The 24668-nt window shown below is 72.9% G+C and carries 18 protein-coding genes and 1 pseudogene; 8 read left to right on the top strand and 11 right to left on the bottom strand.

The window, feature by feature from the left end:
- Window positions 1–3: 3 nt before the first annotated feature.
- The 4 genes from V4Y04_RS12475 (at window position 4) to V4Y04_RS12460 (ending at window position 4785) form a co-directional block, all read left to right on the top strand.
- Entirely contained in the window at window positions 4–2082 is a 2079-nt protein-coding gene (locus tag V4Y04_RS12475) for a YfjP family GTPase (protein WP_332427727.1), read from the top strand.
- Between the two features lie 258 nt (window positions 2083–2340).
- Window positions 2341–2934 carry a single-stranded DNA-binding protein gene (locus tag V4Y04_RS12470; protein WP_332427726.1) on the top strand — a complete coding sequence of 198 codons (594 nt, stop codon included), beginning with the start codon at window positions 2341–2343 and terminating at the stop codon, window positions 2932–2934.
- 333 nt (window positions 2935–3267) lie between these two features.
- Window positions 3268–4647 carry a Cys-Gln thioester bond-forming surface protein gene (locus V4Y04_RS12465; RefSeq protein ID WP_332427725.1) on the top strand — a complete coding sequence of 460 codons (1380 nt, stop codon included), beginning with the start codon at window positions 3268–3270 and terminating at the stop codon, window positions 4645–4647.
- 9 nt (window positions 4648–4656) lie between these two features.
- The gene (locus V4Y04_RS12460; protein WP_332427724.1) at window positions 4657–4785 is read left to right on the top strand and encodes a hypothetical protein; all 129 of its coding nucleotides are present in this window, start codon (window positions 4657–4659) and stop codon (window positions 4783–4785) included.
- Between the two features lie 24 nt (window positions 4786–4809).
- Here the strand turns inward: V4Y04_RS12460 and V4Y04_RS37745 are convergent.
- Window positions 4810–5049 (bottom strand): annotated as a pseudogene (locus V4Y04_RS37745) (DUF6928 family protein); the annotation flags it as partial.
- A gap of 345 nt (window positions 5050–5394) precedes the next feature.
- Between V4Y04_RS37745 and ettA the strand changes: the two are divergent.
- From ettA to V4Y04_RS12445, 3 genes are read left to right on the top strand one after another with little or no spacing between them, the layout of a single operon-like run.
- Window positions 5395–7059, top strand: coding sequence for an energy-dependent translational throttle protein EttA (ettA, locus tag V4Y04_RS12455; RefSeq protein ID WP_332427723.1), 1665 nt, complete (start codon window positions 5395–5397; stop codon window positions 7057–7059).
- Between the two features lie 4 nt (window positions 7060–7063).
- Window positions 7064–7510, top strand: a complete 447-nt coding sequence (locus V4Y04_RS12450; protein ID WP_332427722.1) for an acyl-CoA thioesterase — start codon at window positions 7064–7066, stop codon at window positions 7508–7510.
- Complete coding sequence (locus tag V4Y04_RS12445; protein WP_332427720.1) at window positions 7507–8208, top strand: hypothetical protein; 702 nt, start codon at window positions 7507–7509, stop codon at window positions 8206–8208. The genes V4Y04_RS12450 and V4Y04_RS12445 overlap by 4 nt, the downstream gene beginning before the upstream one ends.
- A 57-nt stretch (window positions 8209–8265) precedes the next feature.
- Here V4Y04_RS12445 and V4Y04_RS12440 read toward each other — a convergent pair whose 3' ends face one another.
- Window positions 8266–8670, bottom strand: coding sequence for a globin (locus tag V4Y04_RS12440; protein WP_332427719.1), 405 nt, complete (start codon window positions 8668–8670; stop codon window positions 8266–8268).
- Window positions 8671–8807: 137 nt separating this feature from the next.
- Between V4Y04_RS12440 and V4Y04_RS12435 the strand changes: the two genes are divergently transcribed.
- The gene (locus V4Y04_RS12435; protein WP_332427717.1) at window positions 8808–9803 is read left to right on the top strand and encodes a methyltransferase domain-containing protein; all 996 of its coding nucleotides are present in this window, start codon (window positions 8808–8810) and stop codon (window positions 9801–9803) included.
- Window positions 9804–9831: 28 nt separating this feature from the next.
- Here the strand turns inward: V4Y04_RS12435 and V4Y04_RS12430 are convergent, their stop codons facing one another.
- The 9 genes from V4Y04_RS12430 to V4Y04_RS12390 form a co-directional block, all read right to left on the bottom strand.
- Window positions 9832–11337 (bottom strand): FHA domain-containing protein, encoded by a 1506-nt coding sequence (locus V4Y04_RS12430; protein WP_332427715.1) that lies wholly within the window; start codon window positions 11335–11337, stop codon window positions 9832–9834.
- Window positions 11338–11417: 80 nt separating this feature from the next.
- A complete protein-coding gene (locus V4Y04_RS12425) occupies window positions 11418–12788 on the bottom strand; it encodes a vWA domain-containing protein (RefSeq protein WP_332427713.1) in 1371 nt (456 codons plus the stop codon).
- Between the two features lie 182 nt (window positions 12789–12970).
- The gene (locus V4Y04_RS12420; RefSeq protein WP_332427712.1) at window positions 12971–14614 is read right to left on the bottom strand and encodes a PP2C family serine/threonine-protein phosphatase; all 1644 of its coding nucleotides are present in this window, start codon (window positions 14612–14614) and stop codon (window positions 12971–12973) included.
- Between the two features lie 3 nt (window positions 14615–14617).
- The gene (locus V4Y04_RS12415) at window positions 14618–17479 is read right to left on the bottom strand and encodes a serine/threonine-protein kinase (protein ID WP_332427710.1); all 2862 of its coding nucleotides are present in this window, start codon (window positions 17477–17479) and stop codon (window positions 14618–14620) included.
- 18 nt (window positions 17480–17497) lie between these two features.
- Entirely contained in the window at window positions 17498–18865 is a 1368-nt protein-coding gene (locus V4Y04_RS12410; protein ID WP_332427708.1) for a hypothetical protein, read from the bottom strand.
- Between the two features lie 129 nt (window positions 18866–18994).
- Window positions 18995–20047, bottom strand: coding sequence for a glutamate ABC transporter substrate-binding protein (locus tag V4Y04_RS12405; RefSeq protein WP_332427706.1), 1053 nt, complete (start codon window positions 20045–20047; stop codon window positions 18995–18997).
- A gap of 53 nt (window positions 20048–20100) precedes the next feature.
- Window positions 20101–21582, bottom strand: a complete 1482-nt coding sequence (locus V4Y04_RS12400) for a hypothetical protein (protein WP_332427705.1) — start codon at window positions 21580–21582, stop codon at window positions 20101–20103.
- Window positions 21583–22257: 675 nt separating this feature from the next.
- Window positions 22258–23226, bottom strand: coding sequence for an N-acetylglucosamine kinase (locus V4Y04_RS12395; protein ID WP_332432810.1), 969 nt, complete (start codon window positions 23224–23226; stop codon window positions 22258–22260).
- Between the two features lie 56 nt (window positions 23227–23282).
- Complete coding sequence (locus tag V4Y04_RS12390) at window positions 23283–24548, bottom strand: 6-phospho-beta-glucosidase (RefSeq protein ID WP_332427704.1); 1266 nt, start codon at window positions 24546–24548, stop codon at window positions 23283–23285.
- Window positions 24549–24668: the final 120 nt, after the last annotated feature.

Below are 24668 nucleotides of genomic sequence, written 5' to 3'. Positions count from 1 at the left end.
CCGGTGACCGCCATCACTGACCAGGACCAGGACCACACCGAGCGCTCCGAGGGTTCAGAGGCGTCCGGGACGGCCGAGGCGGCCGAGCGGCCCGAGGGGGCCGGTCTTCCCGAGGACGCGTGCGGGGCGGAGGGGCAGGAGCAGGGCGGGCGCGAGCAGGGCCCGTACGGAGACGACAAGTACGGGAACGACAAGTACGGGGACCACGTGTACAGGGATGATGACGCCTACGAGGAGGACGAGGAGGACGAGAAGGACGAGGGGGACGAGGGGGACGACGGCAGGGCACCCGAGGACAGGGCGTCCACGCAGGCCTCCTGGGCCGACGGGCTGATCGCACGCCGGGTGAGCGGGACCGCCGGGTCGGGAAGAAGGGCCAGGCCGCGGACAGGGGCCGGGACAGGGAGCCGGGCCGGGTTCGGTTTCGGGTCCGAGCCGTACGCCGCGCTGGAGCCCCGCGCGTCCGTGCCGCAGACGGTGACCTCCCTGGCGTACGACGCGTCCCTGACGTCCCGGCTGGAGGCGCTGCGCGAACTGGTGGGGCTGTCCAGGGCCCGGCTCGACAGCCGGACGCTGGCCGGGGCGGGCCGGGTCCTCGACGAGGCCGCCGCGCGGCGAAAGCTCTCCGGGCAGCACACCGTCGTCGCCATCGCGGGCGCGACCGGCAGCGGCAAGTCGCAGCTGTTCAACGTCCTCGCCGGAGCCGTCATCTCGGAGACCGGCGTACGACGGCCGACCACCTCCGCGCCCATCGCGTGCAGTTGGAGCGACGGCGCCGCGGGTCTCATCGAACGGCTCGGCATCCCGCCCCGGCTGCGACGGCGCCCGTTGCAGGCGACGGCGGACGCGGACGAGCAGCTGCGCGGACTCGTCCTCGTCGATCTGCCGGACCACGACTCGGCGGCCGTGCAGCACCGTCAACAGGTCGACCGGGTGCTGGACCTGGTCGACGCCGTCATCTGGGTCGTCGACCCGGAGAAGTACGCCGACGCGATGCTGCACGAGCGCTACCTGCGGCCCATGGCGGCCCACGCGGAGGTCATGTTCGTCGTCCTCAACCAGATCGACCGGCTGCCCGGGGAGGCCGCCGAACAGGTCCTGGACGATCTGCGCCGCCTGCTCGACGAGGACGGCATCGCCCTGGGCGAGTACGGAGAACCCGGTACGACGGTCCTCGCGCTGTCCGCGCTCACCGGCGACGGGGTCGGTGAACTACGCGAAGCGCTCGGCCAGTTCGTGGCCGAGCGGGGAGCGGCCGGCCGCCGTGTCGCGGCGGACGTGGACATCACCGCGGCCCGGCTGTGGCCCGTCTACGCCAACCGCCGGTGGGCCGGGCTCAGCGAGGAGGCGCTGGAGGAGTTCACGGACCGGCTCGCGGACGCCGTGGGCGCCACCGCGGCGGGCGAGGCCGCCGAACGCGCCTGGCTGCGCAACGCCAACCGCGCGTGCGGCACCCCGTGGCTGCGGCTGTGGCGCTGGTTCGAGGACCGGGGCGGGCCGCTCACCGGGAAACTTCCGCAGTGGACGCAGCCCGACGAGGAGATCACGGCCAGGCAGCGGGTGGAACAGGCGGTGCGCACGGTGTCCGACCAGGCCTCGGACGGACTGCCCGAGCCGTGGGCGCAGGCGGTGCGCGAGGCGGCCGTACGGGGCTCCCAGGGGCTGCCGGAGGCGCTGGACGACCTCGCCGTACGCGCCGCACTGCCGCCGGGCCGGCCGCCGCGGCCCGGGTGGTGGCCGGCGGCCGTACTCGCCCAGGTGTCGATGACGATCATCCAGTTCGTCGGCGGGCTGTGGCTGCTGGGCCAGATCATCGGATTCATGTCACCGAATCTGGGCGTGCCGGTGCTGCTGATGGTGATCGGCATCGTCGGCGGCCCGATCGTCGAGTGGAGCTGCCGGATGGCGGCCCGCGGGCCGGCCCGGCGGCACGGCCTGGCGGCGGAGAAACGGCTGCGGGAGGCGGCCGCGGGGTGCGGCCGCGCCCGGGTCCTGGACCCGGTGGCTTCGGAACTGCTGCGGTACCGGGAGGTACGGGAGGAGTACGGACGGGTGGCGGGGGTGGGTGTGGGGATGGGCTGAGGCATACGAGGGGCCACTCCTGCCAGCCTTCTGCCAGCTTCCTCCTGCGCACCTCTCTCCTGTGCACCTCCTCCTGCACGGCCCCTTTGCGCTGTCGCTCGTACGGGTGGCGGAGTTGTCCACAGACCGGCGGTGGTCCACAGGTGTCAGCGGGCCCGGCCCGACGGCGGCAGTCTGACGCGCAGCCGTACGGGACGGGCCCGTACGCGTAACCGCCCGGCCGCCGGTGCCGGTATCCGGGCGGGGGAGGCAGGCGCGATGAACGAGACGATGATCTGCGCGGTGGGAAACGTGGCGACGCAGCCGGTGTTCCGGGAGACGGCGTCCGGACCGGTGGCGAGGTTCCGGCTGGCGGTCACGTCGCGGTACTGGAACCGGGACAAGGCCATGTGGGCGGACGGACACACCAACTTCTTCACGGTGTGGGCCCAGCGCCAGCTCGCCGCCAACGCCACGGCCTCGCTGTCGGTGGGCGAACCCGTGATCGTGCAGGGGAGGCTGAAGGTGCGCACGGAGACCCGCGAGGGGCAGCAGGGCCGTACCTCGGCGGACCTCGACGCGGTGGCGATCGGTCACGACCTGGCCCGGGGCACGTCGGCCTTCCGCCGGGCGGGCCGCCCGGACCCGCAACAGGCCTCCCCGGACCGGCCGGAACCCACGTGGGAGACCAGGCCGGGCGAGGGAGCCAAGGAGGTTGGAACCGCCGAGACCGCCGAGACCGCCGAAACCGTCGAAGTGGCGGGTGTGACGGGCGTGGTGGGTGTCGCGGAAATGGTCGGAGCCGCCGCCGGCACCGCCACCACCCAGCCTGCCGCCGCACAACCGTCGCCGGAACCAGCCATGGTGACGTGATGTCGCCGGTCCGGCCCTCGGTGACGGAGCTGACCGAAGTGCGGCTTATCGGCGAATCCATGGCGAACGATCCCGAGATGATTTATCGACAGGCCGTGTTCGTACCCACTCCGGCGATAACGATTCCACGTCGGATCAGCCCTCCGACGTGATCACCGACGGACGCGGTTCGCGACGTACTTAGGATTCCGGGCATGGCTCCCGGGGTTCTCGGGGCCGGTAATTCTGCTGGTGGGACCCGCCCCCCACGTCAACGGGTCCCGCTCGGAAGGGAAATCGGTGTTTGCTGCGTCCTCTGGATTCTCTGCGTCGTCCGCACGTGGGCTCGGGCCGGTGAGACGTCTCGCCGCCGGAACGCTGGTGTCCGGATTCATCGCCGCCGGTGTGCTCGCCGGCGCCGGGACGGCGGTGGCCGACGACGGGGCGACGCACGGTGAGGGCGGAGCGGCGGCGACCGTGGAGGGCCTGAAGACGTACGGCGAGGCCGTGATCCGCGGCGCCGCCGGGGACCAGCAGGTGTCGGCGGGCCTGTTCGAGATGTCCGTCGAGGGCGGCGGCATGCTGCAGACCTACTGCGTCGACATCCACACCCCCACGCAGACGGACGCCGAGTACCACGAGGCCGACTGGAGCGGGACCTCGCTGGGCGCCAACGAGGACGCCGGCCGGATCCACTGGATCCTGCGGAACTCCTACCCCCAGGTGAACGACCTCGCGGCACTCGCCGACCGGGCGGGCGTCCGGGGCGAGCTGACCGAGCAGGACGCGGCGGCCGGCACGCAGGTGGCGATCTGGCGCTACTCCGACAACGTGGACGTGGACGCCGTCGACCCCCAGGCGGAGCAGCTCGCCGACTACCTGGAGAAGAACGCGCGCGACCAGGCGGAGCCGCAGGCGTCGCTCACCCTGGACCCGCCGGTCGTCTCCGGACGCCCCGGAGAGCTGCTCGGCCCGGTGACGGTACGTACGGACGCGCGCGGTGTGACGATGTCGCCGCCGGTGGACGCCGCCACGAGCGGGGTGCGGATCCTGGACGCGGACGGCCTGCCGGTCATCAGCGCGGTGGACGGCACCGAGGTGTTCTTCGAGATACCCGAGGACACGCCCGAGGGCACGGTCCAGGTGGCCGCGCAGGCCTCGGCCACGGTGCCGGTCGGCCGGGCGTTCGCCGCCGAGAGCCGCAGCCAGACGCAGATCCTGGCCGGCTCCAGCACCTCGACGGTCTCCGCGACGGCGAGCGCGACATGGGCGGAGCAGGGCGCGATCCCGGCGATGACCGCCCGGAAGAACTGCGCCGAGGGCGGCGTCGACGTCGTCACCACCAATCAGGACGACGAGCCCTTCACCTTCGAAGTGGCGGAGCGCGAGTACACCGTGGAGCCGGGCGGTACCCGCACGGTGACGGTTCCGGTGGCCGAGGACCGGACGTACGACTTCACGGTCCAGGGCGCGGACGGCTTCGAGAAGCGGTTCACCGGCATGCTCGACTGCAGGACCAAGGCCGCCGAAACCGGCGTCGACATCCAGACCCTGAGCGGCCCCACCCCCGCCCCCGTGGCGGCGGCCGGTTCCACCGACGGCGACGTCAACCTCGCCGCCACTGGCGCCCCCAGCGCCGCCCCCTGGATCGTCGGCACCGCCATCACCCTGGTCGTCCTCGGCGGAACGGCCCTGGTCATCACCCGACAGCGCGAGGCGGGCCGCGGCAACTGACCGACACCGGTGCCAACCGCCGACCGCCGACCGGCCCGGGACGCGGCGGGCGGCGAGGACGACGAAACGGTGAGCATCACGCTCACCCGCGATCAGGCGTTCGTGCTGTCGGACTGGCTCTATCAGGTGATCAGTTGAGCGGATGGCGTCCCCCGCGAGGTGTTCCGGGAGCCGGGAAGGGGCGCCGATCATCACTTCCCGATCGCCGATGACCTCCACACCCGGCCGGCCCGCCGCGTACACCGTTCCCTCGGGCGGGTACACGCCGTCCCAGAGGTTCGAGCCCTCGCACTGCTCGATCTCCCGGTCCGGGTAGAGCCGCCACATCATGACGGCTGTCCGGTCGAGGTCCGCCGCACCCACTCGTCGCAGCAACCCCGGCACGTCGCCGTCGGCGTACACCAACAGTCCCGTCTTGGCTCCCAAAGCCCCTCCCCAGAGCGTTGCCCTTGATGGCGGACGCACCGTAGCCGCAGGCACTGACAACGAAGGTGACCCGGCCCGTCTGCTCGGCCGAGGGCCGTTCCCGGGCTGTCTGGGGCTCTCGACGCCGACCAGTAGCGACCGACAGTGTCGGAAGTGTCGGAAGTATCGGAAGTGGCAGAAGTGATGGACGAGTCGCCGTCGCGGCCGTCGAAGCCCTGGATCGGAGGTTCCGGGCGGAACGGGTTTCCCCCTAGGGGTGGCGGTCGGGCAAGATGGGGTGTATCTGCCCACTGCCAGTTTCAAGCTGCCGGACGGTTTCTCTTGGCTGAGTTCATTTACACCATGCGCAAGGCGCGCAAAGCGCACGGCGACAAGGTGATCCTCGACGACGTCACCCTGAGCTTCTACCCGGGGGCGAAGATCGGTGTCGTCGGTCCGAACGGTGCCGGTAAGTCGACCGTTCTGAAGATCATGGCGGGGCTGGAGCAGCCGTCCAACGGTGACGCCTTCCTCACCCCCGGTTACACGGTGGGCATCCTGCTCCAGGAGCCCCCGCTGAACGAGGAGAAGACCGTCCTGGAGAACGTCCAGGAGGGTGTCGCCGAGGTCAAGGGCAAGCTCGACCGGTTCAACGAGATCGCCGAACAGATGGCGACCGATTACACCGACGAGCTCATGGACGAGATGGGCAAGCTGCAGGAGCAGCTCGACCACTCCAACGCCTGGGACCTCGACGCCCAGCTCGAGCAGGCCATGGACGCCCTGGGCTGCCCGCCCGGCGACTGGGCCGTCGCCAACCTCTCCGGTGGTGAGAAGCGCCGCGTCGCGCTCTGCAAGCTGCTGCTCGAGGCGCCCGACCTGCTGCTCCTCGACGAGCCCACCAACCACCTCGACGCCGAGTCGGTGAACTGGCTCGAGCAGCACCTCGCCAAGTACGAGGGCACCGTCGTGGCCGTCACCCACGACCGGTACTTCCTGGACAACGTCGCCGGGTGGATCTGTGAGGTCGACCGCGGCCGCCTGCACGGCTACGAGGGCAACTACTCCAAGTACCTCGAGACCAAGGCCACCCGCCTCAAGGTCGAGGGCGCCAAGGACGTCAAGCGGCAGAAGCGCCTCAAGGACGAACTCGAGTGGGTCCGCTCCAACGCCAAGGGACGCCAGGCCAAGTCCAAGGCCCGTCTCGCCCGGTACGAGGAGATGGCCGCCGAGGCCGACAAGATGCGGAAGCTGGACTTCGAGGAGATCCAGATCCCGCCGGGCCCGCGGCTGGGCAGTGTCGTCGTCGAGGCGAACAACCTCAGCAAGGGCTTCGGCGACAAGCTGCTGATCGACGACCTCAGCTTCACGCTGCCGCGCAACGGCATCGTCGGGATCATCGGCCCGAACGGCGCCGGCAAGACCACGCTGTTCAAGATGATCCAGGGCCTCGAGGAGCCCGACTCCGGGTCGGTCAAGGTCGGCGACACCGTCAAGATCTCCTACGTCGACCAGAACCGCGCCAACATCGACCCCAAGAAGACGCTCTGGGCGGTCGTGTCGGACGAGCTCGACTACATCAACGTGGGCCAGGTCGAGATGCCCTCGCGGGCGTACGTCTCCGCCTTCGGGTTCAAGGGTCCGGACCAGCAGAAGCCCGCCGGTGTCCTCTCCGGCGGTGAGCGCAACCGGCTGAACCTCGCGCTCACCCTCAAGCAGGGCGGCAACCTGCTGCTCCTCGACGAACCGACCAACGACCTCGACGTCGAGACCCTCTCCAGCCTGGAGAACGCGCTGCTGGAGTTCCCCGGGTGCGCCGTGGTCATCTCCCACGACCGGTGGTTCCTGGACCGCGTCGCCACCCACATCCTCGCCTACGAGGGCGAGTCCAGGTGGTTCTGGTTCGAGGGCAACTTCGACTCGTACGAGAAGAACAAGGTCGAGCGGCTCGGCGCGGACGCCGCGCGCCCGCACCGCGCCACCTACAAGAAGCTGACCCGGGGCTGATCTCTTGCGGCACATCTACCGCTGCCCGCTGCGCTGGGCGGACATGGACGCGTACGGTCACGTCAACAACGTGGTCTTCCTCCGGTATCTGGAGGAGGCCCGTATCGACTTCCTGTTCCGCCCGGACAAGGACTTCCAGCAGGGGTCCGTGGTGGCCCGCCACGAGATCGACTACAAGCGGCAGCTCGTCCACCGGCACGCGCCCGTGGACATCGAGCTGTGGGTCACACAGATCCGGGCCGCCTCCTTCACCCTCACCTACGAGGTGAAGGACGGCGACCAGGTCTATGTCCGGGCCTCCACGGTGATCGTGCCGTTCGACTTCGAGGCGCAGCGTCCGCGCCGGATCACCCAGGAGGAGCGGGAGTTCCTCCAGGAGTACACGGACGACGGCGACAGCGGGAGCGACGCCGCCGCCGACACCGAGCAGGAGGAGGCCGTCGCGGCATGACGGTGCTCCATCTCGCCGACGAGAGGGAGGCCGCGGACCTCGCGGCCTTCCTCTCCCGGCTGCTCCACTACGACCGTGGGGCCGCGGTGCGCCTCCAGGCGTCGGGCACCGCACTCGCCGTGTTCGGCCGGCCGCCCTCCTTCGAGGTGCTGGCCGTCCGCACCGTGCGGCTGGCCAAGCCGTACGAGGACGGCATCGACGTCACCCTGGACGTGACGGTGTCCGCCGGTGAGCTGCTGGAGTCGGTGGACGAGACCGCTGTCACCGCCGCCGTGCCGGGCGCGGTGACCGGGCCGCCATGGGCCGGGATGCTGCCTCCGCGCAAGGGCTGGCAGGCCGAACCCGGGCTGCCGGCACCGGATTCCCTGCGGGCGCTCGTCGCCGCCGCGGTCGCCGAATTCAAGGCGCGTACGGGCGAGTTGGCGCCCGAGTCGCGCACCCGGGCCGAACTCGACCGGATCGGGCGGGAGATCTGGTCCCGCACGGTCGCCCGCACCGACCTTCCGGTGCGGGCCGTGCACGCGGCCCAGTCGCTGGGGTTCCTGCGGGCGGCGGCCACGTCCGCCGGTGCGGACGGCGACCCCGGTGAGCCGGTGCTGCTCGCCTCGGGCGCATGGCTCCGGCTGCGGACGCCGTACGGGTCGATCGCCCTGCGTCGGGCGGGAACGGCCGGGGCGCTGGGGCTCAGCGTGCGCTGAACGCCGGTGTGCCCCCGGTGTGTCCAGGTCCGGAGAGGGCTCGGCCCGGAGGGTGACTCAGCCCGGGGAGTTGATCATCGAGGCCGCCGCATACGTCATGTACTTCCACAGCGTCTGCTCGTGCTCCTCGGACAGGCCGAGTTCGTCGATGGCGTCGCGCATGTGACTCAGCCAGGCGTCGTGCGCGGCCTGATCGACCTTGAACGGCACGTGCCGCATCCGCAGCCGCGGATGGCCCCGGTTCTGGCTGTACGTGGTCGGACCGCCCCAGTACTGGATCAGGAACAGCGTGAACCGCTCCTCGGCCGGTCCGAGGTCCTCCTCCGGGTACATGGGACGCAGCAGCGGGTCACCGGCCACGCCCTGGTAGAAACGGTGGACGAGCCGGCGGAAGGTCTCCTCCCCGCCGACCTGCTCGTAGAACGTCTGCTCCTGAAGCGTGCCGCGCCGAATCTCTGTCACCCGTCCATGGTCTCAGACGGGGCGGCATAGGCCTCAAGCCCTAGGTCCCGCCGTTCTGCCCTTTGGTCCCGGAACCGGGACGGGACCCCGCCCCGGTTCCGGGACCCGCCCCGTGCTGGTGCTCGTACTGTGGAGGCATGGGTGGGCACGCTGCTCAGCGGGACCTGGACGACCTCGCCGGCTCGGCGCGGGCGGCGCTGGTGCGCGAGATCGCCGCGAGCGGGGCGTTCGACGCCGACCCGGTGTGGCGGGAGGCCTTCGAGACCGTTCCGCGTCATCTGTTCGTGCCGTACTACTACGTGGGCGCCATCGGCGGCTACGAGCGGCGGTGGGGCGAGGGCACCGACCCCCGGGCGGGCGAGGCCTGGCTGCGCGGCGCGTACGAGGACGTCCCGCTGGCCATCCGGATGCGCGACGGCGAGCTGCTCTCCTCCAGCAGCCAGCCGTCCCTCATGGCGGTGATGCTCGTCGGACTGGGCGTCCGCGACGGCGACCGGGTCCTGGAGATCGGCACCGGCAGCGGCTACAACGCCGCCCTGCTCGCCCACCGGCTCGGTGACGACGACCTGGTCATCACCGTCGACCTCGACCCGGAGATCACCGAGTCGGCCCGCCGGCACCTGGACGCCGCCGGACACCACCCGGTGGTCGTCACCGGCGACGGCGCGCGCGGGGTGCCCGCACACGCCCCCTACGACCGGATCATCGTGACCTGCACACTGCCGTCCGTGCCCGGGGCCTGGCTCGCCCAGTGCCGGCCCGGCGCCCGCGTCCTCGCCCCGTTCGCCACCGGTCTGATCGCCCTCACCGTGCACGGCCCGAAGTACGCCGAGGGCCGCTTCCTGCACACGCCCGCCTACTTCGTCCCCCTGCGCGGCGCGAACCGGTCGCGGACGGTGCCGGCCGACGAGACCGACCTGGCCGACGTGCCGCGCCGGGCCAGGGGCAGCGACCGGTTCCGGTTCCTGCTGGCGCTGACCGCGGGCAGCATCGGGGCCGGGGAGGCGTACGAGGTGTGGTGGCGCGAGGGACGGCCGGAGCGTGAGCGGTACGGCCTCACGGTCGGCGAGGACCGGTGCTGGGCGTGGCTGGACGACCCAGGAGGGCCGCACCGCTGGGTGCTGCCCTCCTGAAGCCGCTCTCGGCCCGACCCGGTTTCTCTCAGCCGCGGTGGATGGTGATCGTCGTCCAGGCGCCCACGTGGACGCGGTCGCCGTCCTGGAGCGGGACCGGGACGAACGGCTGAATCGGTTCCTCCGAACCGTTGACCGTCGTGCCGTTCGTCGAGTTCTGGTCGACGACCGCCCAGCTGCCGTCCGGCTGCTGCACCAGCACCGCGTGCTGGTGCGAGACGCCCGGGTCCTCCGGTGGCGTCGACAGGTCGATGTCGGGGGTGTCACCGGTGGAGTGGCGCCGACGGCCGATCGTGAGCTGGTTGCCGGTCAGAGCGCGCTGCTGCTCGGGCGAGTACGCGGGCAGGTTCAGGCCCGTGGCCTCGGGGCCGGAGCGGTGCATCATCGCCATGAAGTAATCGCGGTCCGGACCGATCGTCGCGGTCCAGGTCACCGGACCCTGGGGCTGCTGCGGGAAGCCGCCGGGACCGGGCGGCGCCTGGGTCGCGCCGGGCGGCGGGTAGCCGTAACCGCCGTGCTGCCCCTGCCCGTGCTGACCCTGCCCGTGCTGGCCCTGCTGCCCGTGCTGACCGGGGCCGTTCGGACCGCCCTGGCCGCCACCGGGACCGCCGGACGGCGGAGGGATGACCCAGTCGTCGTCGCCGCCGAAGGCGGGACCGCCCTGCTGCGGAGGCCGGCCGGTCTCCTGCGGGAATCCGGGCGGGGCCGGCGGACCGGACCGGTACGCCTGCGGAGCACCGGGACCGTTCGGGCCACCGGGACCGTTCGGGCCGCCAGGGCCTCCGTATCCGCCCTGACCGCCCTGACCACCCGGTCCGCCGTGCGGACCACCGGGCCCACCGGGACCGTTCGGACCACCGGGCCCACCGGGACCGTTCGGACCGCCGGGCCCACCGGGGCCTCCGTATCCGCCCGGTCCGGGCGGCGGCGGTGCCTGGCGCGAGGGGTCGCCGCCGAAGCCGGGCGGGCCCGGCGGGATCGGCTCGGCCGGCCGGTTCATCTGTGACGGACGGGAGCCCTGGTAGTCGTAGGAGTCACCACCGTTGCCACCGCCGTACGGCGGGCCGGGCGGGGGCTGCTGCTGGTATCCGCCGTGACCACCCTGGCCACCGGGTCCGGGGCCACCGGGTCCGGGGCCACCGGGTCCGGAGCCGCCGGGTCCGGGCCCACCCGGGCCGGGACCGCCGGGGCGCGGGGCTGCCGGGGTGTACGAGGTCGCCGTGTTCGTCAGGAAGTTCCACCGGCATTCCTCGCAGAACGGCGCGGCGCCCTCACGGGGCGTGCGGCACTGCGGGCACAGCTCCGCTCTGCCGCCGGGACCGCCGGGACCGCCGGGGCCGTTCGGGCCCCCGGGCCCTCCGTATCCACCCGGGCCGCCGGGACCGCCCTGGCCACCCGGGGGCGGGAATCCGTAACCACCGCCGGGCGGCGGGGGAGGAGGAGGGGGCGGCGGCACGGACCCCGCCATGCGGTGGCCGCACACCTCGCACCAGTCGTCGGAACCCGACTGGTGTCCGTTCGGGCAGGTCGGCATGTCGGCGCTTCCTCCTCTCCTTGTCCGGTCGCTTCCGACCGAAGTTCTCCGGCCCGAGGCCGGGCTCGTTCAACTCGCGTTCACTTCTTTACACGAACAGTCTTGGTGGACCGGGTTTCGAGTGTCATCTCGTCGGCCTCCTCGACCCTCGCTTTCAGTCGCACAGTACCGGTCGCGGCGTCGACCACGTCCACCACCTTCGCAAGCAGTTTCGCAGTATCGGCGTTGCCGGAGGCACTCGCGAGCTGGACGGCCCGGCCCAGTTTGGACGTTGCTCCGTCGAAATCACCCGCTTTGCGCAAATCGAGGCCCTGTTGGATGACTTGGGCCAGTTCGGCCTGCCCGGTGTAGTGGGCGACCTGGGGGTTGATGGACGTCGAAGAGGCCATGTCGTCCGTCCACACGGCGCGCACCAGACCCTGCGCACCGAGCTTCTGGACGCCCTCCGCGCCGCTTGTGGCGGAGGCGCCGGCGGGCTGAGGGATGATCAGCGAGAGCCGGGCGGCGAGCATCTCCCGCCCCACGTCCGCGGCCGGAACCTCGACGCAGACGTGGTAATCACGGGACTCGTCGCCCCAGGAACCCAGCGGGTAGTCGCCCGCGCGGGGGCCGGCCTCGGTGCGCCGCCCCGTCAGCTCCTCGACCGTCGGCGCGACCTGTTTGACGAATCTCACGGCCGCGCCCAGCGGGGTCCACAGCCGCAGAGCGACGTCCGCGACCTCCTTGCCCATCGCCGTCTCCATCATCCGCGTGAAGTCGTCGGCGAGTCCGGCCGGATCGGCGACGATGTCGGCGCTGCCGAGGAGGCCGGAGGCGATCGCTGTGACTTCTTTCACGTCCCAGTCGGTGCCCACGCCGCGGGCGTCGCAGGTGAACCGTCCGGCGCACGCCTCCAGGGCCGCCTTCAGATTCTCGGGCGACTCGTGCTCGTTGCGTCCGTCGGTGAGCAGGATGCCGTGCCGGATCGCCACGTCCGCCGACGCCAGCAGCCGGTCGGCCAGCTTGAGCCAGGTGCCGATGGCCGTGCCCCCGCCCGCGCTCAGCGTGCGCAGCGACCGCTTGGCCTGCTCGCGGGTGGCGGCGTCGGCGACCGCGAGCCGCCCGGCGCCGGGATAGACCTCCTTGGCGACATGCGTGCCGCCGACCACCGCGAAGTGCACGCCGTCGCGCAGGGCGTCGATCGCGGCGGCCGTGGCGTCGCGGGCGTTGCGCATCTTCGTCGGCGGATAGTCCATCGAGCCGGAGCAGTCGACCATGAGCACCACGGCCGCCGACGGCCCCTCACCCGGCGTGTAGAGGTGGGGTGCCGCCACCGCGCTGCCGACGGTGCCGCCGCCGGTCGCGGTCACCGTGACGATGGCGTTGACCTCGCGGCCGCCCTCCGGCAGATACTCGTTCTGGTACACGTCCACCGAGAACCGCGGCACGTTCGACTTCGCGAAATTGGCCATGCCTGCTTCTCTCCCCCTGGAGAACCCCGACGAACGGGGCGACGACAGAAGGCGGACCGGTCCCCTCCGGTTCGCCGGTGCTTGTCCGCAGCTCTCCTGCGGTTGCCTGCGATTCCTTGCGGTTTCCCTGTACTTTCCCCGTCAAGGGCCTGTCGTACGCGGCCTCAGGCCGATCCTGCCCCCTACGGCACGGCCGGGAACGGCACGAGAGCCACTGTTACGTTGTCGTGGCCCCCGCCGTCGAGGGCGTGTCCGAGCAGGACCCGCGCACCGTGCAGCGGGCGGACGGCGGCGTCGGCGGGGACGGCCCGGGCCATCTCCTCGGCCGACTCCGCGTAGTTCCACAGCCCGTCCGTGCAGACCACGACCACTCCCGGCCGGTCCGGCTTGAACGACGCGGTGTGCGGATCGAGTTCGTAGGCATCGGCGCCGAGCCAGCCGGTGATCGCGTGGGCGCGCTGGTCGGCGTACGCCTCGGCCTCGCCCATCAGGCCCGCGGCGACCATCTGCGCGGCCCACGAGTCGTCCTCGGTGAGCCGGGCCGGGGGAGCGGCGCGGTCCACCGGGACCCAGTACACGCGGCTGTCGCCGACCCAGCCGACGACCAGCAGACCGTCCGTCACCACGGCGCCGACGAAGGTGCAGGCCGGGGAGTTCTGGTGCGGGGCGCGCTCCCGTTCCGTCTCGGGCTCGTCGGCCAGCGCGTTGACCGCGTCCGACGCGGCGATGATCGCCTCGTGCATGGCCTGCTGCGGGTGCGTGCCGCGCGGCAGGGCCGCGAGCAGTGACGCGCTCGCCACCCGGGCCGCGGCCAGCGAGGCCTCGTCGGGCCGGGTCGCGGAGGAGACGCCGTCGCAGACGATCGCGACGGAGGCGGGGGAGCCGTCGGGCAGCGTGGTGGTGCCGATGCCGAAGGAGTCCTCGTTGCGGTGGTGGCGCAGGCCGCGGTCGCTGACCACGGCCAGCGGGCCGCATTCCTGTTCCATGTGGTCCCGTTCGCGTGGCTGGGCGTGGCCGCAGTTCTCGCAGTAGCCGTCGTCGTCCACCCTGCCCGCACGACAGGCCACGCACACGGTGCTGCCCGGGGCGGCCGCGCCCTGCTCGCCACCCTGTTCGACGCCCTGCTCGGCGGCCACGCGCGGGTCCGGGGCCTGCAGCGGGTACTCCTCGGGCTGCGCGCCCGGACCGGCGACGGGGCGCGCACCCGGCTGAGGGACCTGCTGGGCGCGTGGCTGCGGAACCGGGTCGGTGACCGGCTGGGTGGGACGGTCGAAGCGCACGCCGGAGGACCGGGGCGCCCCGGCGGCCGGAGCCGTGGCGGGGGGCGCCGCGGGCGGGGGAGGTGGCACGGGCGCGGGCGCGGAGTACTGGGAATGGAAATGGGAGTGGGGGTGAGGGCGGGAGTGGCCGGTCAGTGGGAGGCCGGCCGAGTCGGTGCCCGCCAGGTCCGCGGGCCGGTGCGTCGGGGCGGACACGCCGGAACTGTCCGGGCGGACATCGGGCCAGTCCGGCTCGCTCGGCATCGGCGCCGACGCCGGACGAGCCACCGGGGCCCCCGGGGGTGCGACCGGGGGCGGGGGCGGGGGCGGGGGTGCCCCGCGCTCCGCCGGACTCGGCGACGGCACCGCGCCGTTCCCGGCCTTACCTGCGTTTCCGGTGTTCATGGCGTTCCCGGTGTTCATGGTGATCGTCGGATGGTCCACCGGCGGTGCCGGGACGGCCGACAGGTCGTATCCGCACGCACCGCAGAATCGATCACCCGATTCGAGGGGTTCCTCGCAGTTCGGGCATTTCGACAGGGCGGCCTGCTGGGGCATCTGCGACATCAACTACACCCACGTCCGGGGGCGGTAACGGTTGGCACGTTCCACCAGGTCGATCCTCTCCTCACCGCTCCGCGCCAGCCGGGCCAGCGTGCGGTACGAGCGCTCGAGTCCGAAGCGCAGGTTCCGCTCGTCCAGTCCGCTGCCGAGCAGTGTCCTTTCCCCGGCGGCGTTCCGCTGCCCCCGTCCCGGCGGAGCCGGAAGCGGAAGCGGAACGGAACCCTGGCCCCCGGAGAGTACCCAGTCGAGCGCGCAACCGAGGACCTCGGCCGCCAACTGCTCCCGGCGCGCCGGATCCAGACCGTACGACTCCAAGGCCTCGACCTGGTCCGCCGCGGCACTCAGGTCGTCGAGGAACGGTACGTCGCCCGCGACCGGGGTCCGCCCCCGCAGCCGGGCGCGTACGGACGCCACCCGCGCGGCCGTGCAGTGGATCGACGACTCCGGCACCGACACCAGCGTCCGTACGGCGCCGCTCCGGTCACCGGTGGCCAGCCGTACCCGGGCCAGGCCGAACGCCGCGCTCACATGGCTCGGGTCGGTCGACCACACCAGGCGGTAGTACTCGGCGGCGTTGTCGAGCTGGCCCAGTACCTCGGCGCACAGGCCGAGCGCCAGCTTCGGCGCGATCTCGCCCGGGAAGGCGTCGTAGACCGCGTCGAAGGCGAGCGCGGCGCCCTCGTGGTCGCCGGTGACCAGGGCGGCGACCCCGCGGTACCAGACCACCCGCCAGTCGTCGGGTTCCCGCTCCTCCAGGGTGCGCAGCACGGCCAGCGCGGGCTCCGGCTCGCCGGTCTCCAGCCAGGCACGCACCTGCCGCAGCCGGGTTTCGGTCGACGGCGTGGGCGCCGCGGCCAGGGCGTGGACCAGCTCCGCGGGCGCGGACGCCAGCAGCCCCGCGAGGAAGCCGGCGTTGGGGTCGGCCGGGTCGATGAGTGGGACGGGCAGCGTGAGAGCCGCCGCGGGGGTGTCGACGGACTTGACGAGGCCCGGGGCGGCACCCGAGGGGGCGCCCGGGGGTACGGAGGTGCCCGAGGTGCCGGGCTGTCCGCCCGTTGCGGCGCCGCCCCCGCCTTCGGGGAGCTGCTCGGGCCGTGTGAGCCGCGTGAGCCGTGTGACCGGGGTGGGCCGTCCGCGTCCCGGCCCTCTTCGGGGCATCACGCGCGCCCCCAGCCGGGACACGTCGCCGTACGACGCCGGGAACAGCTCGGTGTCCGTCACCCGCAGCTCCGGACCGAACAGGGTCGACAGGGCGGGGCGGGCGCGGCCCGACTGGAGCGAGACGACCTCGCGCAGGACGCCGGTGAGCTGCTCGGCCATCTCCTGCGCGGAGGCGAACCGGCGGTCCGGGTCGGGATCGGTGGCGCGGACCAGCAGCCGGTAGAACGACTCGTACTGCCGGAAGACGTCGATGTGGTCCGGGTCGGGCAGCGAGTCCACGTAGACGTTCGTGTAGCCCTGGAAGTCGAAGGTGAGGACGGCGAGCGTCCGGGCGACCGTGTACAGGTCGGAGGCGACCGACGGGCCGACCTCGGCGACCTCCGGGGCCTGGTAGCCGACCGTGCCGTAGATGGCCGACTCGTCGTCGTCCGCCCGGCGTACCGCGCCCATGTCGATCAGCTTGAGCTCGTCCTCGGTCTGTATCGCGTTGTCGACCTTGAAGTCGCAGTACAGCAGGTTGCGGGAGTGCAGGTGCCCCAGCGCCTCGAGTGCCTCGATGCCGTACGCGCACGCCTGCTCCACCGGCAGCGGGTCCCGCCTGCCGTCCGGTGCGCGGCGGCCGTTGGCGATCTCCTTGAGGGCCTTGCCGCCGACGTACTCCATGACGATGTAGCCGTCCAGCGAACCGGTGCGCTGGTCGAGGTGCTCCACGAAGTTGTAGATCCGCACGATGTTGGCGTGCTCGATCTCCGCGAGGAAGCGCCGCTCGGAGATCGCCGCCTCCATCGCGTCCTGGTCGCCCGTGTCCAGCAGGCCCTTGAGGACCACCCAGCGGTCCGAGACCGCCCGGTCCACGGCGAGATAGATCCAGCCCAGGCCGCCGTGCGCCAGACAGCCGACCACCTCGTACTGGCCGTGCACCACGTCACCGGCCCGCAGCTTCGGGACGAACGAGTACGGGTGGCCGCACTTGGTGCAGAACCCCTCCGTACGGCCCGCCCCGCCCGCCCGCGCGCGGCCCACCTGGGCGCCGCAGTCCGAGCGGGAGCAGAACCGCTTCCGCTCCGGCACCTCGGGGTTGTCCAGCACCATCGCGCGCGGGTCGGGCCGCGGGATCGGCGGGACCTGGACCAGCCCCGCGCCCAGCCGGCCCCGGCCGGAGGAGCCGCCGGCGGACCCGGAGCTGCGCACCGACACCGAGCGGTCGGCGCCGCCGCCCGGGAGCGAACGGGAAAGCCGCCCGGACACCGAGCGCCGCGATTTCGCCGACTGCGACGGCTGGGACGACGTACGCGAACCGCGGCTGCCGGTACGGGCACTGCCGCCGGAGCCGCCGGAGCCGCGGGAACCCCGTGAGCCGTGCGAACCACGCGATTCCCGGCCGCCGACGGTGACGCCGGTCGGGGCCGAGCCGACCTCCCCGGTCGGTGACACGACCGGGGCGAGCCCGCAGGTGTCGCAGTACAGTTCGCCGCCGCCGACGTCCTCGTAGGCGCCCTCGCAGCCGGGACGCTGACAGGCACGGGACGCCGTGGCGGCGGCCTGCGACGCCTGCGCCTGCTGCTCCCCGTTCCCGCTCTGTTCCTGGGTCCCGTTCCGCTCCCCGTTCCCGCTCTGCTCCCGGGGCCTGTTCAGCTCCCCGGAACCACCGTCGGGCTGTCCCTGGGGCCGGCCCTGGTGGTGCGTCCGGTTCTCCGCCTGACTCATGCGCCTGCCTCCCCCTTGTCACTCATGCGTCGGCCCCCCACGCTCCTCGGGCGCGCCCCGACCGGACTGCCCGGGCGGGCCGGCCTGGCCGGGCACCCGGTGCGGCACCGTGCCGAGGAGTTCGGCGGCGGCGTGCTGGTAGCGCAGCACCGCATCCCCGGCGACCCGCAGATCGCAGGGCGCGCTCCACAGCATGCGGCGCGCCTTCTCGTACCGCTCGGCCAGCACGGTGTCCTCCGCGAGGCCGTGCCGGGCGACCTTCGCCTTGTACGCGTCGAGCCGGCCGCGCAGCTCGGCGCGGATCGCCAGCGGGGCGGTGACCGCGGTCAACGACTCGCGGGCGCGCACCAGTTCGTCCTCCGCCTTCTGCTCAAGGGACTCCAGGAGCGGGGACAGCCGGTGCCACTGGGCGTGCCTGCGGTACTCGGCGGCCGCCGCCAGCTGTTCCTGCAGCACGGTCGGCGGGCCGCTGACGGCCGGCACCTCCGTCGCGGCGATCTTCGCGAGCACCTCGCCGCGCGCCGTGCGCGCCTCGGCGAGTGTGCGGTCGGCGCGCGAGAGGACGTCCCGCAGCCGCACGATCCGCTGCTCGGAGTCCTGGCGGACCGCGAGCACCGCGTCGATCTCGCGGCGCACCTCCTCCAGGGCGCGCGCCTCGCGGTCGTACACCGTCGTGTCCGGCCGGCCGCCACCCGGCGCCGAACTGCCCTCCAGGGGCTTCCAGAAGGCCAGCGGGTCGGAGATCACCTGTTCGCGCAGCCGGGTCAGGGTGCGGGTGATCCGCTCCAGGTCGTCGCCCGCCGGGTGCTCGCCGGGACGGACCCCTACGGGGTGGGCGAGTCTGCGGGTGCGCTGGAGCTCGGCGGCCAGGAGATCTATCCGCGCGGGCAGCGCCGACCACACCGCGTCCGAGGCGACGACCATGTCCAGCGAGGACGCGTACAGCTCGTTCATCAACTCGACCAGCGAGGCCAGCGAGTAGCGCTCGCTGAGGCGGCCCGCGCGGCCGTGGGGCGTCGGCGCGTTCGCGTTCGCGGTGGACGAGCCCGCGACCGTGACGCACTCGCCGCGCAGCAGCTCCGTCAGCTCCACCAGGTCCTCACGGCTGGACCAGCGGCGCCGGGCGCGGATCTCGCGGGCGGTGCGCAACGCGCCGGAGTACGCGTCGAAGTACGTCCACAGCAGCGTGATCGAGGCCTCGGTGGCCTGCCAGCGCTCCTCGGTACGGCCGGTGAGACGGGCACCCTCCAGGAGTCTGCGGCCCGCGTGGTCCTGCAGGGCGAGGAGCGAGGTCTCGACCGCCTCGTGCTCCGCGCCGAGCCGCGCGAGCGCACGGTCCACCTCGTCCCGGTCCATCACCGGCCCGGTGGGATCCGTGTCGCCCATCGATCACCTCTCGCTGCGGGTCGGTCGTCGACGTTCGGCTGTCGACGTTCGGTCGTTGACGTTCGTACGTCGACGTTCGTGCGTTGTCCTGTGCTCGTCTCTCTGCCCGCGCGGTGGGCCGACGGTGAGTCAGCTCACGCGCAGGTACTCCGGTGCCGGTGGTTCGGAACTGCCCGGATCACTGCCCAGTGTCTTCGACAGCCAACGCTCGTACGAGGCCTGCCATCCGTTCGCGGTGTCCTCGCCGAAGTCCACCAGGACCTGGTTGACCCGGCGGACCAGGTCGTCCGCGTCGTCCTTCATCGCCACGCCGTAGTACTCGGTCGTGAAGGAGTCGCCCTTGAGTTCCACCGTCGGGTCCTGCGCGGCCTGGCCGCCGGCGAGCGCGGCGTCGGTGACGACCGCGTCGACCTCGCCGAGCTGCAGCCGTACCAGGCAGTCGAGCTGGTTGGGGACGGTGGTGCGGATGTCGGCCGACCGGGGGAGGGCGCCCCTCGCCTTGTCCGCCTCCAGGTTCGTGTACGCGGTGGAGCCCGCCGCCGTGCAGATCTTCCGGCCCGCGAGCGTGGGACCGTACCCCTGGACCGGGGAGATCTTCGGGGCCAGGACCTGCTGTCCCGTGGTGAAGTACGGGGCGGAGAACGCCACGTCCTCCAGGCGCTCGCAGTTGATCGTCATGGTGCGGACGATCATGTCGACCCGGCCGTCCTGGATCGCCTGGATGCGCTGGTCGGTGGGGATCGCCTTGAACTGGACCGCGTCCCGGTCGCCGAGTATGTCCTCGGCGATGCGGTGCGCCAGGTCGATGTCGAAGCCCTCGAGCCGGGTGCCGCCCCCGCTGTTGGGGTCGCGGTAGCCCCAGCCGTAGCTGTTCTGGTCGATGCCGACGATCAGCTTCCGCTTCTCGTCCGGGCGGGCCTTGATCGCGTCGATGACCTGGCCGTCGGTGTCGGAGGGGGTCAGGGTCTGCTTCTCGGGATCGTCGCACTCCTCGGCCGCCTTCGCGTCCATGGCGTCCGTCACGCCCTGTCCGGCGGTCCTCGGCTCCTTGCCGGGCCCGGGGGAGGACCCGGTGCGGGTCAGCACCAGCGCGAAGATCAGCGCGAGCGCGCAGAGGGTGGCCATCGCGCCCACCCCGCCCCAGCCCCGCAGGCCGGCCCGCAGACGTCGTACGTTCCTCATCACGCCCCCTTCCGCTTCACCCTTCACCGGTTCTCCGGTCATCGGTTCTCCGATCACCGGTACTCCGACAGCCTGCGGCCGATACCCAGCGCCGCGCCCGCCGCACCCAGCACGGCGAGGCCCGCGGCGCCCTGCGGGAGGCCCGTCAGCGCGTCCCGGCCGCCGGTGGCCGCCTCCTCGAACTCGCGCCTCTCGTGCGTCAGCGCCGAGGCCAGGTTCTCGTCGACGCCGTCGAAGCACTCGCCGGTCGCGCCCTTGCCGCCGATCACCAGGTCCAGCGCCTTCTGGTAGTTGCCGTTCCCGTCCTCCTCGCGGGCGGCCGCGTGGCGCTTCTTCCACTCCGTCATGTTGCTCACGGCGGCGGCCACCGGCTTCTCGCCGCTGCTGTCGTCCGCGAGTTCGCCGGCCCGGGCGAGGCCCTTGTCAAGGGCTTCCATGTCGTGCTGGAAGTCGTAGTCATAGGCGTCGTACGCCTTGTCGCCGACCTTCGTCGTCTCGGCGCCGCGGGCCACCAGCGTCAGGTTCTCGTTGCCGCGTGCCTTCAGGGAGGCGATACGGGCCTCGTGCAGCACGCCGAGCGAGCGGACGCCGTGGGCGTAGGAGCCGTTCAGCCCCGAGCGGGCGAGACTGTGGCCGACGACCAGCCAGAGCAGCACGACCGCCGCCGCGGCGGTGGCCGCGACCAGGCCGTGGTTGAGCACCCGGTGGGTCCGCAGGTACGTACGGCGCTGGACCCAGGCGAGCGCGGCGAGGGCGACCGCGCCGAGCGCGATCGCGGCCCACGGGTAGGGGGTCGCGTCCGCGTAGTCGGCGTCGAGGCGCTCGGTCTCCTTCTGGTAGAGCTTCTCCGCCGCGGGAAGCATCTCCTCCTGCATCTTCTCGTTCGCGTACCGCAGATAGGCGCCGCCCACCGGATAGCCCTGCCGGTTGTAGGTACGGGCGCGCTCCACCAGGCCCTTGTACTCGGGCAGCAGCCGGTTGAGTCTGGTGATCGTCACCGTCGACGAGGAGCCCGGGTCGGAGTTGGCCGCGGCGTTGACGAGTTTGGCGGCGGCGGTACGGATGCCCTTCTCGTACCGTTTCCGGGAGGCGGCTGTCTCCTGGCCCCCGGCCAGGAAGCCGCTGGAGGCGGCGGTGTTGGCGTCCGCGAGGGAACGGTAGATGTCGGCGGCGTCCGAGGCGAGCGGCTGGCTGCGGGTGAGGACGTCGTCCGCCGCCGCGGCCCGCTCGGCCATCTGCCAGGAGGCGACCGTGCCGAAGGCGATGACGAGGGCGGCGAGGACCGCGCCGATGACCCTGAGACGGCCGGGTTCGGTGGCGGCGGCCTCGCGCAGCCGGACGGCCCCCTCGACGAACGCCGTGCGCCGGGGCGCCTCCGGCTGCCGGGACGCCGGGAGTCGCGGGTAGCCGGAGGCCTGCCGCGGGGCCGGGACGCCGCCCGGCCCGGACCGCGGCGGCATGGCGGGCATGGCGGGCATGGCGGGAGTCGCGGGCGCGCCCGGCGGTGCCGCGCCGCCGCTCGGCGTGTGGGTCACTTGACCTCCCCCGTGGTCATTCGTCCCCGCAAGTATCGCCGCAGGAACCGACATATGCACCGGCCTTGGCGCGATCTTGATCCGACGGCCGTACGGTCACCGGGAATTCCGGCCCACGAGCGAGCCCCGGACGACCCCGGAGCGCACTCCCCGCACCACCCCCTGCCCACGAACACGCCGGGGGAATCCGGTTGGTTCCGGGCGGAGTTCGCGGGCATCCGGAGATCCGGGGCCGAGAGCTGCCCGGCGGGTTCACCGGAGCCCCGGACCCGTTTCCGGCCCTCGTCCTGTCATCCGCCCGCTCACCTGTCCGACCACCCACCCGCCCACTCGGGCACCCGACCGCCCGCCCGTCCACCTGTCCGGCCACCCAACCGTCCACTCGGGCACCCGCCCGCTCAACCGTCCACTCGAGCCCCTGCCCGACCGCTCGCCCAACCGCCCGTTTACTCGAGCACCCGACCGCCCGCCCTTCCTGTCATCCGCCCGCTCATCTGTCCGACCACCCACCCGTCCACTCGGGCACCCGACCGACCGCCCGCCCGGTTTTCTGGGCCTGTTCGGCGGGTGAGAGCGGGAGCAGCCGGCAGCGCGTGCCCCTCGGGGGAGCGAGCACCCGTTCCCCCATACCCCGCTCCCCGCTCGCCCCGCCCCGCCCCGCCCCGGCAGGTTTTCCTACGCCTGCCCGTAATGGGCCCGCAGCCGGGCCTGGGCGCTCGGTGGGGCCGCCAGGCGGTCCAGGCCCAGGAGGGCCGCGCCCAGGACCGGGGCGGCGGTGACGACCCGGGGGACGGCCTTGGGCGCGCGCTCGGCGAGCAGGGCGCGGATCCGGTTGTCCAGCCGGGGATGCCGGGCGGCCAGGACGCTGCCGCCCAGCAGGACGGGTGTCTCCTCGGCGAGCAGGTCCAGGCGGGTCAGTGCCACGACCGCCATCGACGCCACCTCGTCGGCCTGGCGGTCGACGATCGCGCCCGAGACCGGATCGCCGTCGGCCGCTGTGGCGAAGAGCACCGGTGCCAGTTCGTGACGGCGCCGGGGCGGGAGGCGCTCCAGGTGCAGGGCCTCGATGAGGGCCGGCATGTCCGGGAGGCCGAAGTGTGCCGGGAGGGTGCCGGCGAGGGCGGTGGCGGGACCGCGGCCGTCCTCGGCGCGGGCCGCGTGCCACAGGGCCTCCTCCGCCAGGGCCCAACCGCCGCCCCAGTCGCCGGAGACGCGGCCGAGCGCCGGGAAGCGCGCGGTGCGGCCGTCCGGGCGCATGCCGACGCAGTTGATGCCCGCCCCGCACACGACGGCCACCCCGCGGGGCTCGGTGGCCCCGGCGCGCAGGACGGCGAAGGTGTCGTTGCGGACCTCCACGGTCTCGCCCCAGCCGCGTGCCGCCAGAGCCGCCGTCAGCCGCTCCTCCTCGATGGGGAGGTCCGCGTTGGCCAGGCAGGCCGAGACATGCGCGACGCGGGAGACACCGGCGGCGGTGAACGCGGTGGTGACGGCCCGCGCCAGCGCGTCCACGGCGGTCTCCACACCGACCGTCGGCGGCCGGAACCCCCCGCCCCGGGCGGTGGCCAGGACCTCGCCGTCGTGGGCGACCACGGCGACGTCCGTCTTGCTGTTGCCGGCGTCGACGGCGAGGACGCCCGCGGTCAGGTCCGGGGTCAGGTCCGGGGCCACGCCGGCCGTCAGGCCCGGGGGCAGGTCCGGGGTCAGGTCCACGTGAGGTGCTCCCGGTTGTGTGCGACGAGCTGGTCGGTGAGCTTCTCGGCGTACTCGTACTGGCCGATCAGGGGATGGGCGAGCAGGGCGCGGAAGACCCGCTCGCGGCCGCCGCGCAGGGCCGCGTCGAGCGCCAGGTCCTCGTAGGCGGTGACGTTCGCCATCAGGCCCGCGAAGAGGGGGTCCACGCGCGGAACGGGCAGTGGGCTCGCTCCCTCGGTGCCCACGGCCGCCTGCACCTCGATCACCGCGTCCTCGGGGAGGAACGGCAGCGTGGAGCCGTTGCGCGTGTTCACCACCTGGTACGGGCTGCCGGCACCGCGCAGCAGGGCCGCCGCCAGGTCCACGGCCGCCTCGGAGTAGTAGGCGCCGCCGCGCTCGGCCAGCAGCGCCGGTTTCTCGTCGAGGGCGGGGTCGGCGTAGAGGGCGAGCAGCCGGCGCTCCATGCCGGCCACCTCGGCGGCCCGGGACGGCTTGGTGCGCAGCTCCCGTACGACCTCGTCGTGCGCGTAGTAGTACCGCAGGTAGTACGAGGGGACCACGCCCAGCCGGTCCAGGACGGCGCGGGGCAGCCGGAGGTCGGCGGCGATCGCGTCGCCGTGGCCTCGCAGCAGTTCGGGCAGGACGTCCTCGCCCCCGGGGCCGCCCCGGCGCACCGCGGTCTCCCAGGTGAGATGGTTCAGGCCCACGTGGTCGAGGTGCAGCCCGGCGGGGTCGACGCCGAGGTGTACGGCGAACTTCCGCTGGAGTCCGATGGCGACGTTGCACAGCCCCACCGCCCGGTGCCCGGCTTCCAGCAGCGCCCGGGTGACGATGCCGACGGGGTTGGTGAAGTCGATGATCCAGGCGTCCGGGTTGGCGCGCCGGACCCGCTCGGCGATGTCGAGCACCACCGGGACCGTGCGCAGCGCCTTGGCCAGGCCACCGGCACCGGTCGTCTCCTGGCCGACGCAACCGCACTCCAGCGGCCAGGTCTCGTCCCGCTGCCTGGCCGCCTGCCCGCCCACCCGCAGCTGGAGCAGCACCGCGTCGGTGCCGTCCACGGCCGCGTCCAGGTCCGACGTGGTGACGATCCGCCCGCCGTGCCCCTGACGGGCGAAGATCCGGCGGGCCAGACCGCCCACCAACTCCAGCCGGTCCGCCGCCGGATCGACCAGCACCAGCTCCTCGACCGGCAGGCTGTCCCGCAACCGGGCGAAGCCGTCGACGAGTTCGGGCGTGTAGGTCGAACCCCCGCCGACCACGGTGAGTTTCATGAAAGCAACCCTTTCGGCCCTTTCGGGGGCGCGCGGAGCGGTGTCCCGGGGCGGTCGGACGCAGGCCCGCCGCGGCTGGACGAGGGCTTCCCTTCAGGAAGGCTTCCTGTCGGACGGAGA

It is taken from the genome of Streptomyces sp. P9-A2, assembly GCF_036634175.1.
Taxonomy (GTDB): Bacteria; Actinomycetota; Actinomycetes; order Streptomycetales; family Streptomycetaceae; genus Streptomyces; species Streptomyces pratens.
This window is presented reverse-complemented; position numbering and strand designations above follow the sequence as displayed.

Bases quoted from the DNA above. Each gene is read 5' to 3' on its own strand.
- V4Y04_RS12420 (WP_332427712.1), bottom strand. From the start codon at position 14,614: ATGTCGCAGATGCCCCAGCAGGCCGCCCTGTCGAAATGCCCGAACTGC.
- V4Y04_RS12425 (WP_332427713.1), bottom strand. From the start codon at position 12,788: ATGGCCAATTTCGCGAAGTCGAACGTGCCGCGGTTCTCGGTGGACGTG.
- V4Y04_RS12430 (WP_332427715.1), bottom strand. From the start codon at position 11,337: ATGCCGACCTGCCCGAACGGACACCAGTCGGGTTCCGACGACTGGTGC.
- V4Y04_RS12405 (WP_332427706.1), bottom strand. From the start codon at position 20,047: ATGAGGAACGTACGACGTCTGCGGGCCGGCCTGCGGGGCTGGGGCGGG.
- V4Y04_RS12435 (WP_332427717.1), top strand. From the start codon at position 8,808: ATGGGTGGGCACGCTGCTCAGCGGGACCTGGACGACCTCGCCGGCTCG.
- V4Y04_RS12470 (WP_332427726.1), top strand. From the start codon at position 2,341: ATGAACGAGACGATGATCTGCGCGGTGGGAAACGTGGCGACGCAGCCG.
- V4Y04_RS12415 (WP_332427710.1), bottom strand. From the start codon at position 17,479: ATGAGTCAGGCGGAGAACCGGACGCACCACCAGGGCCGGCCCCAGGGA.
- V4Y04_RS12410 (WP_332427708.1), bottom strand. From the start codon at position 18,865: ATGGGCGACACGGATCCCACCGGGCCGGTGATGGACCGGGACGAGGTG.
- V4Y04_RS12390 (WP_332427704.1), bottom strand. From the start codon at position 24,548: ATGAAACTCACCGTGGTCGGCGGGGGTTCGACCTACACGCCCGAACTC.
- V4Y04_RS12445 (WP_332427720.1), top strand. From the start codon at position 7,507: ATGACGGTGCTCCATCTCGCCGACGAGAGGGAGGCCGCGGACCTCGCG.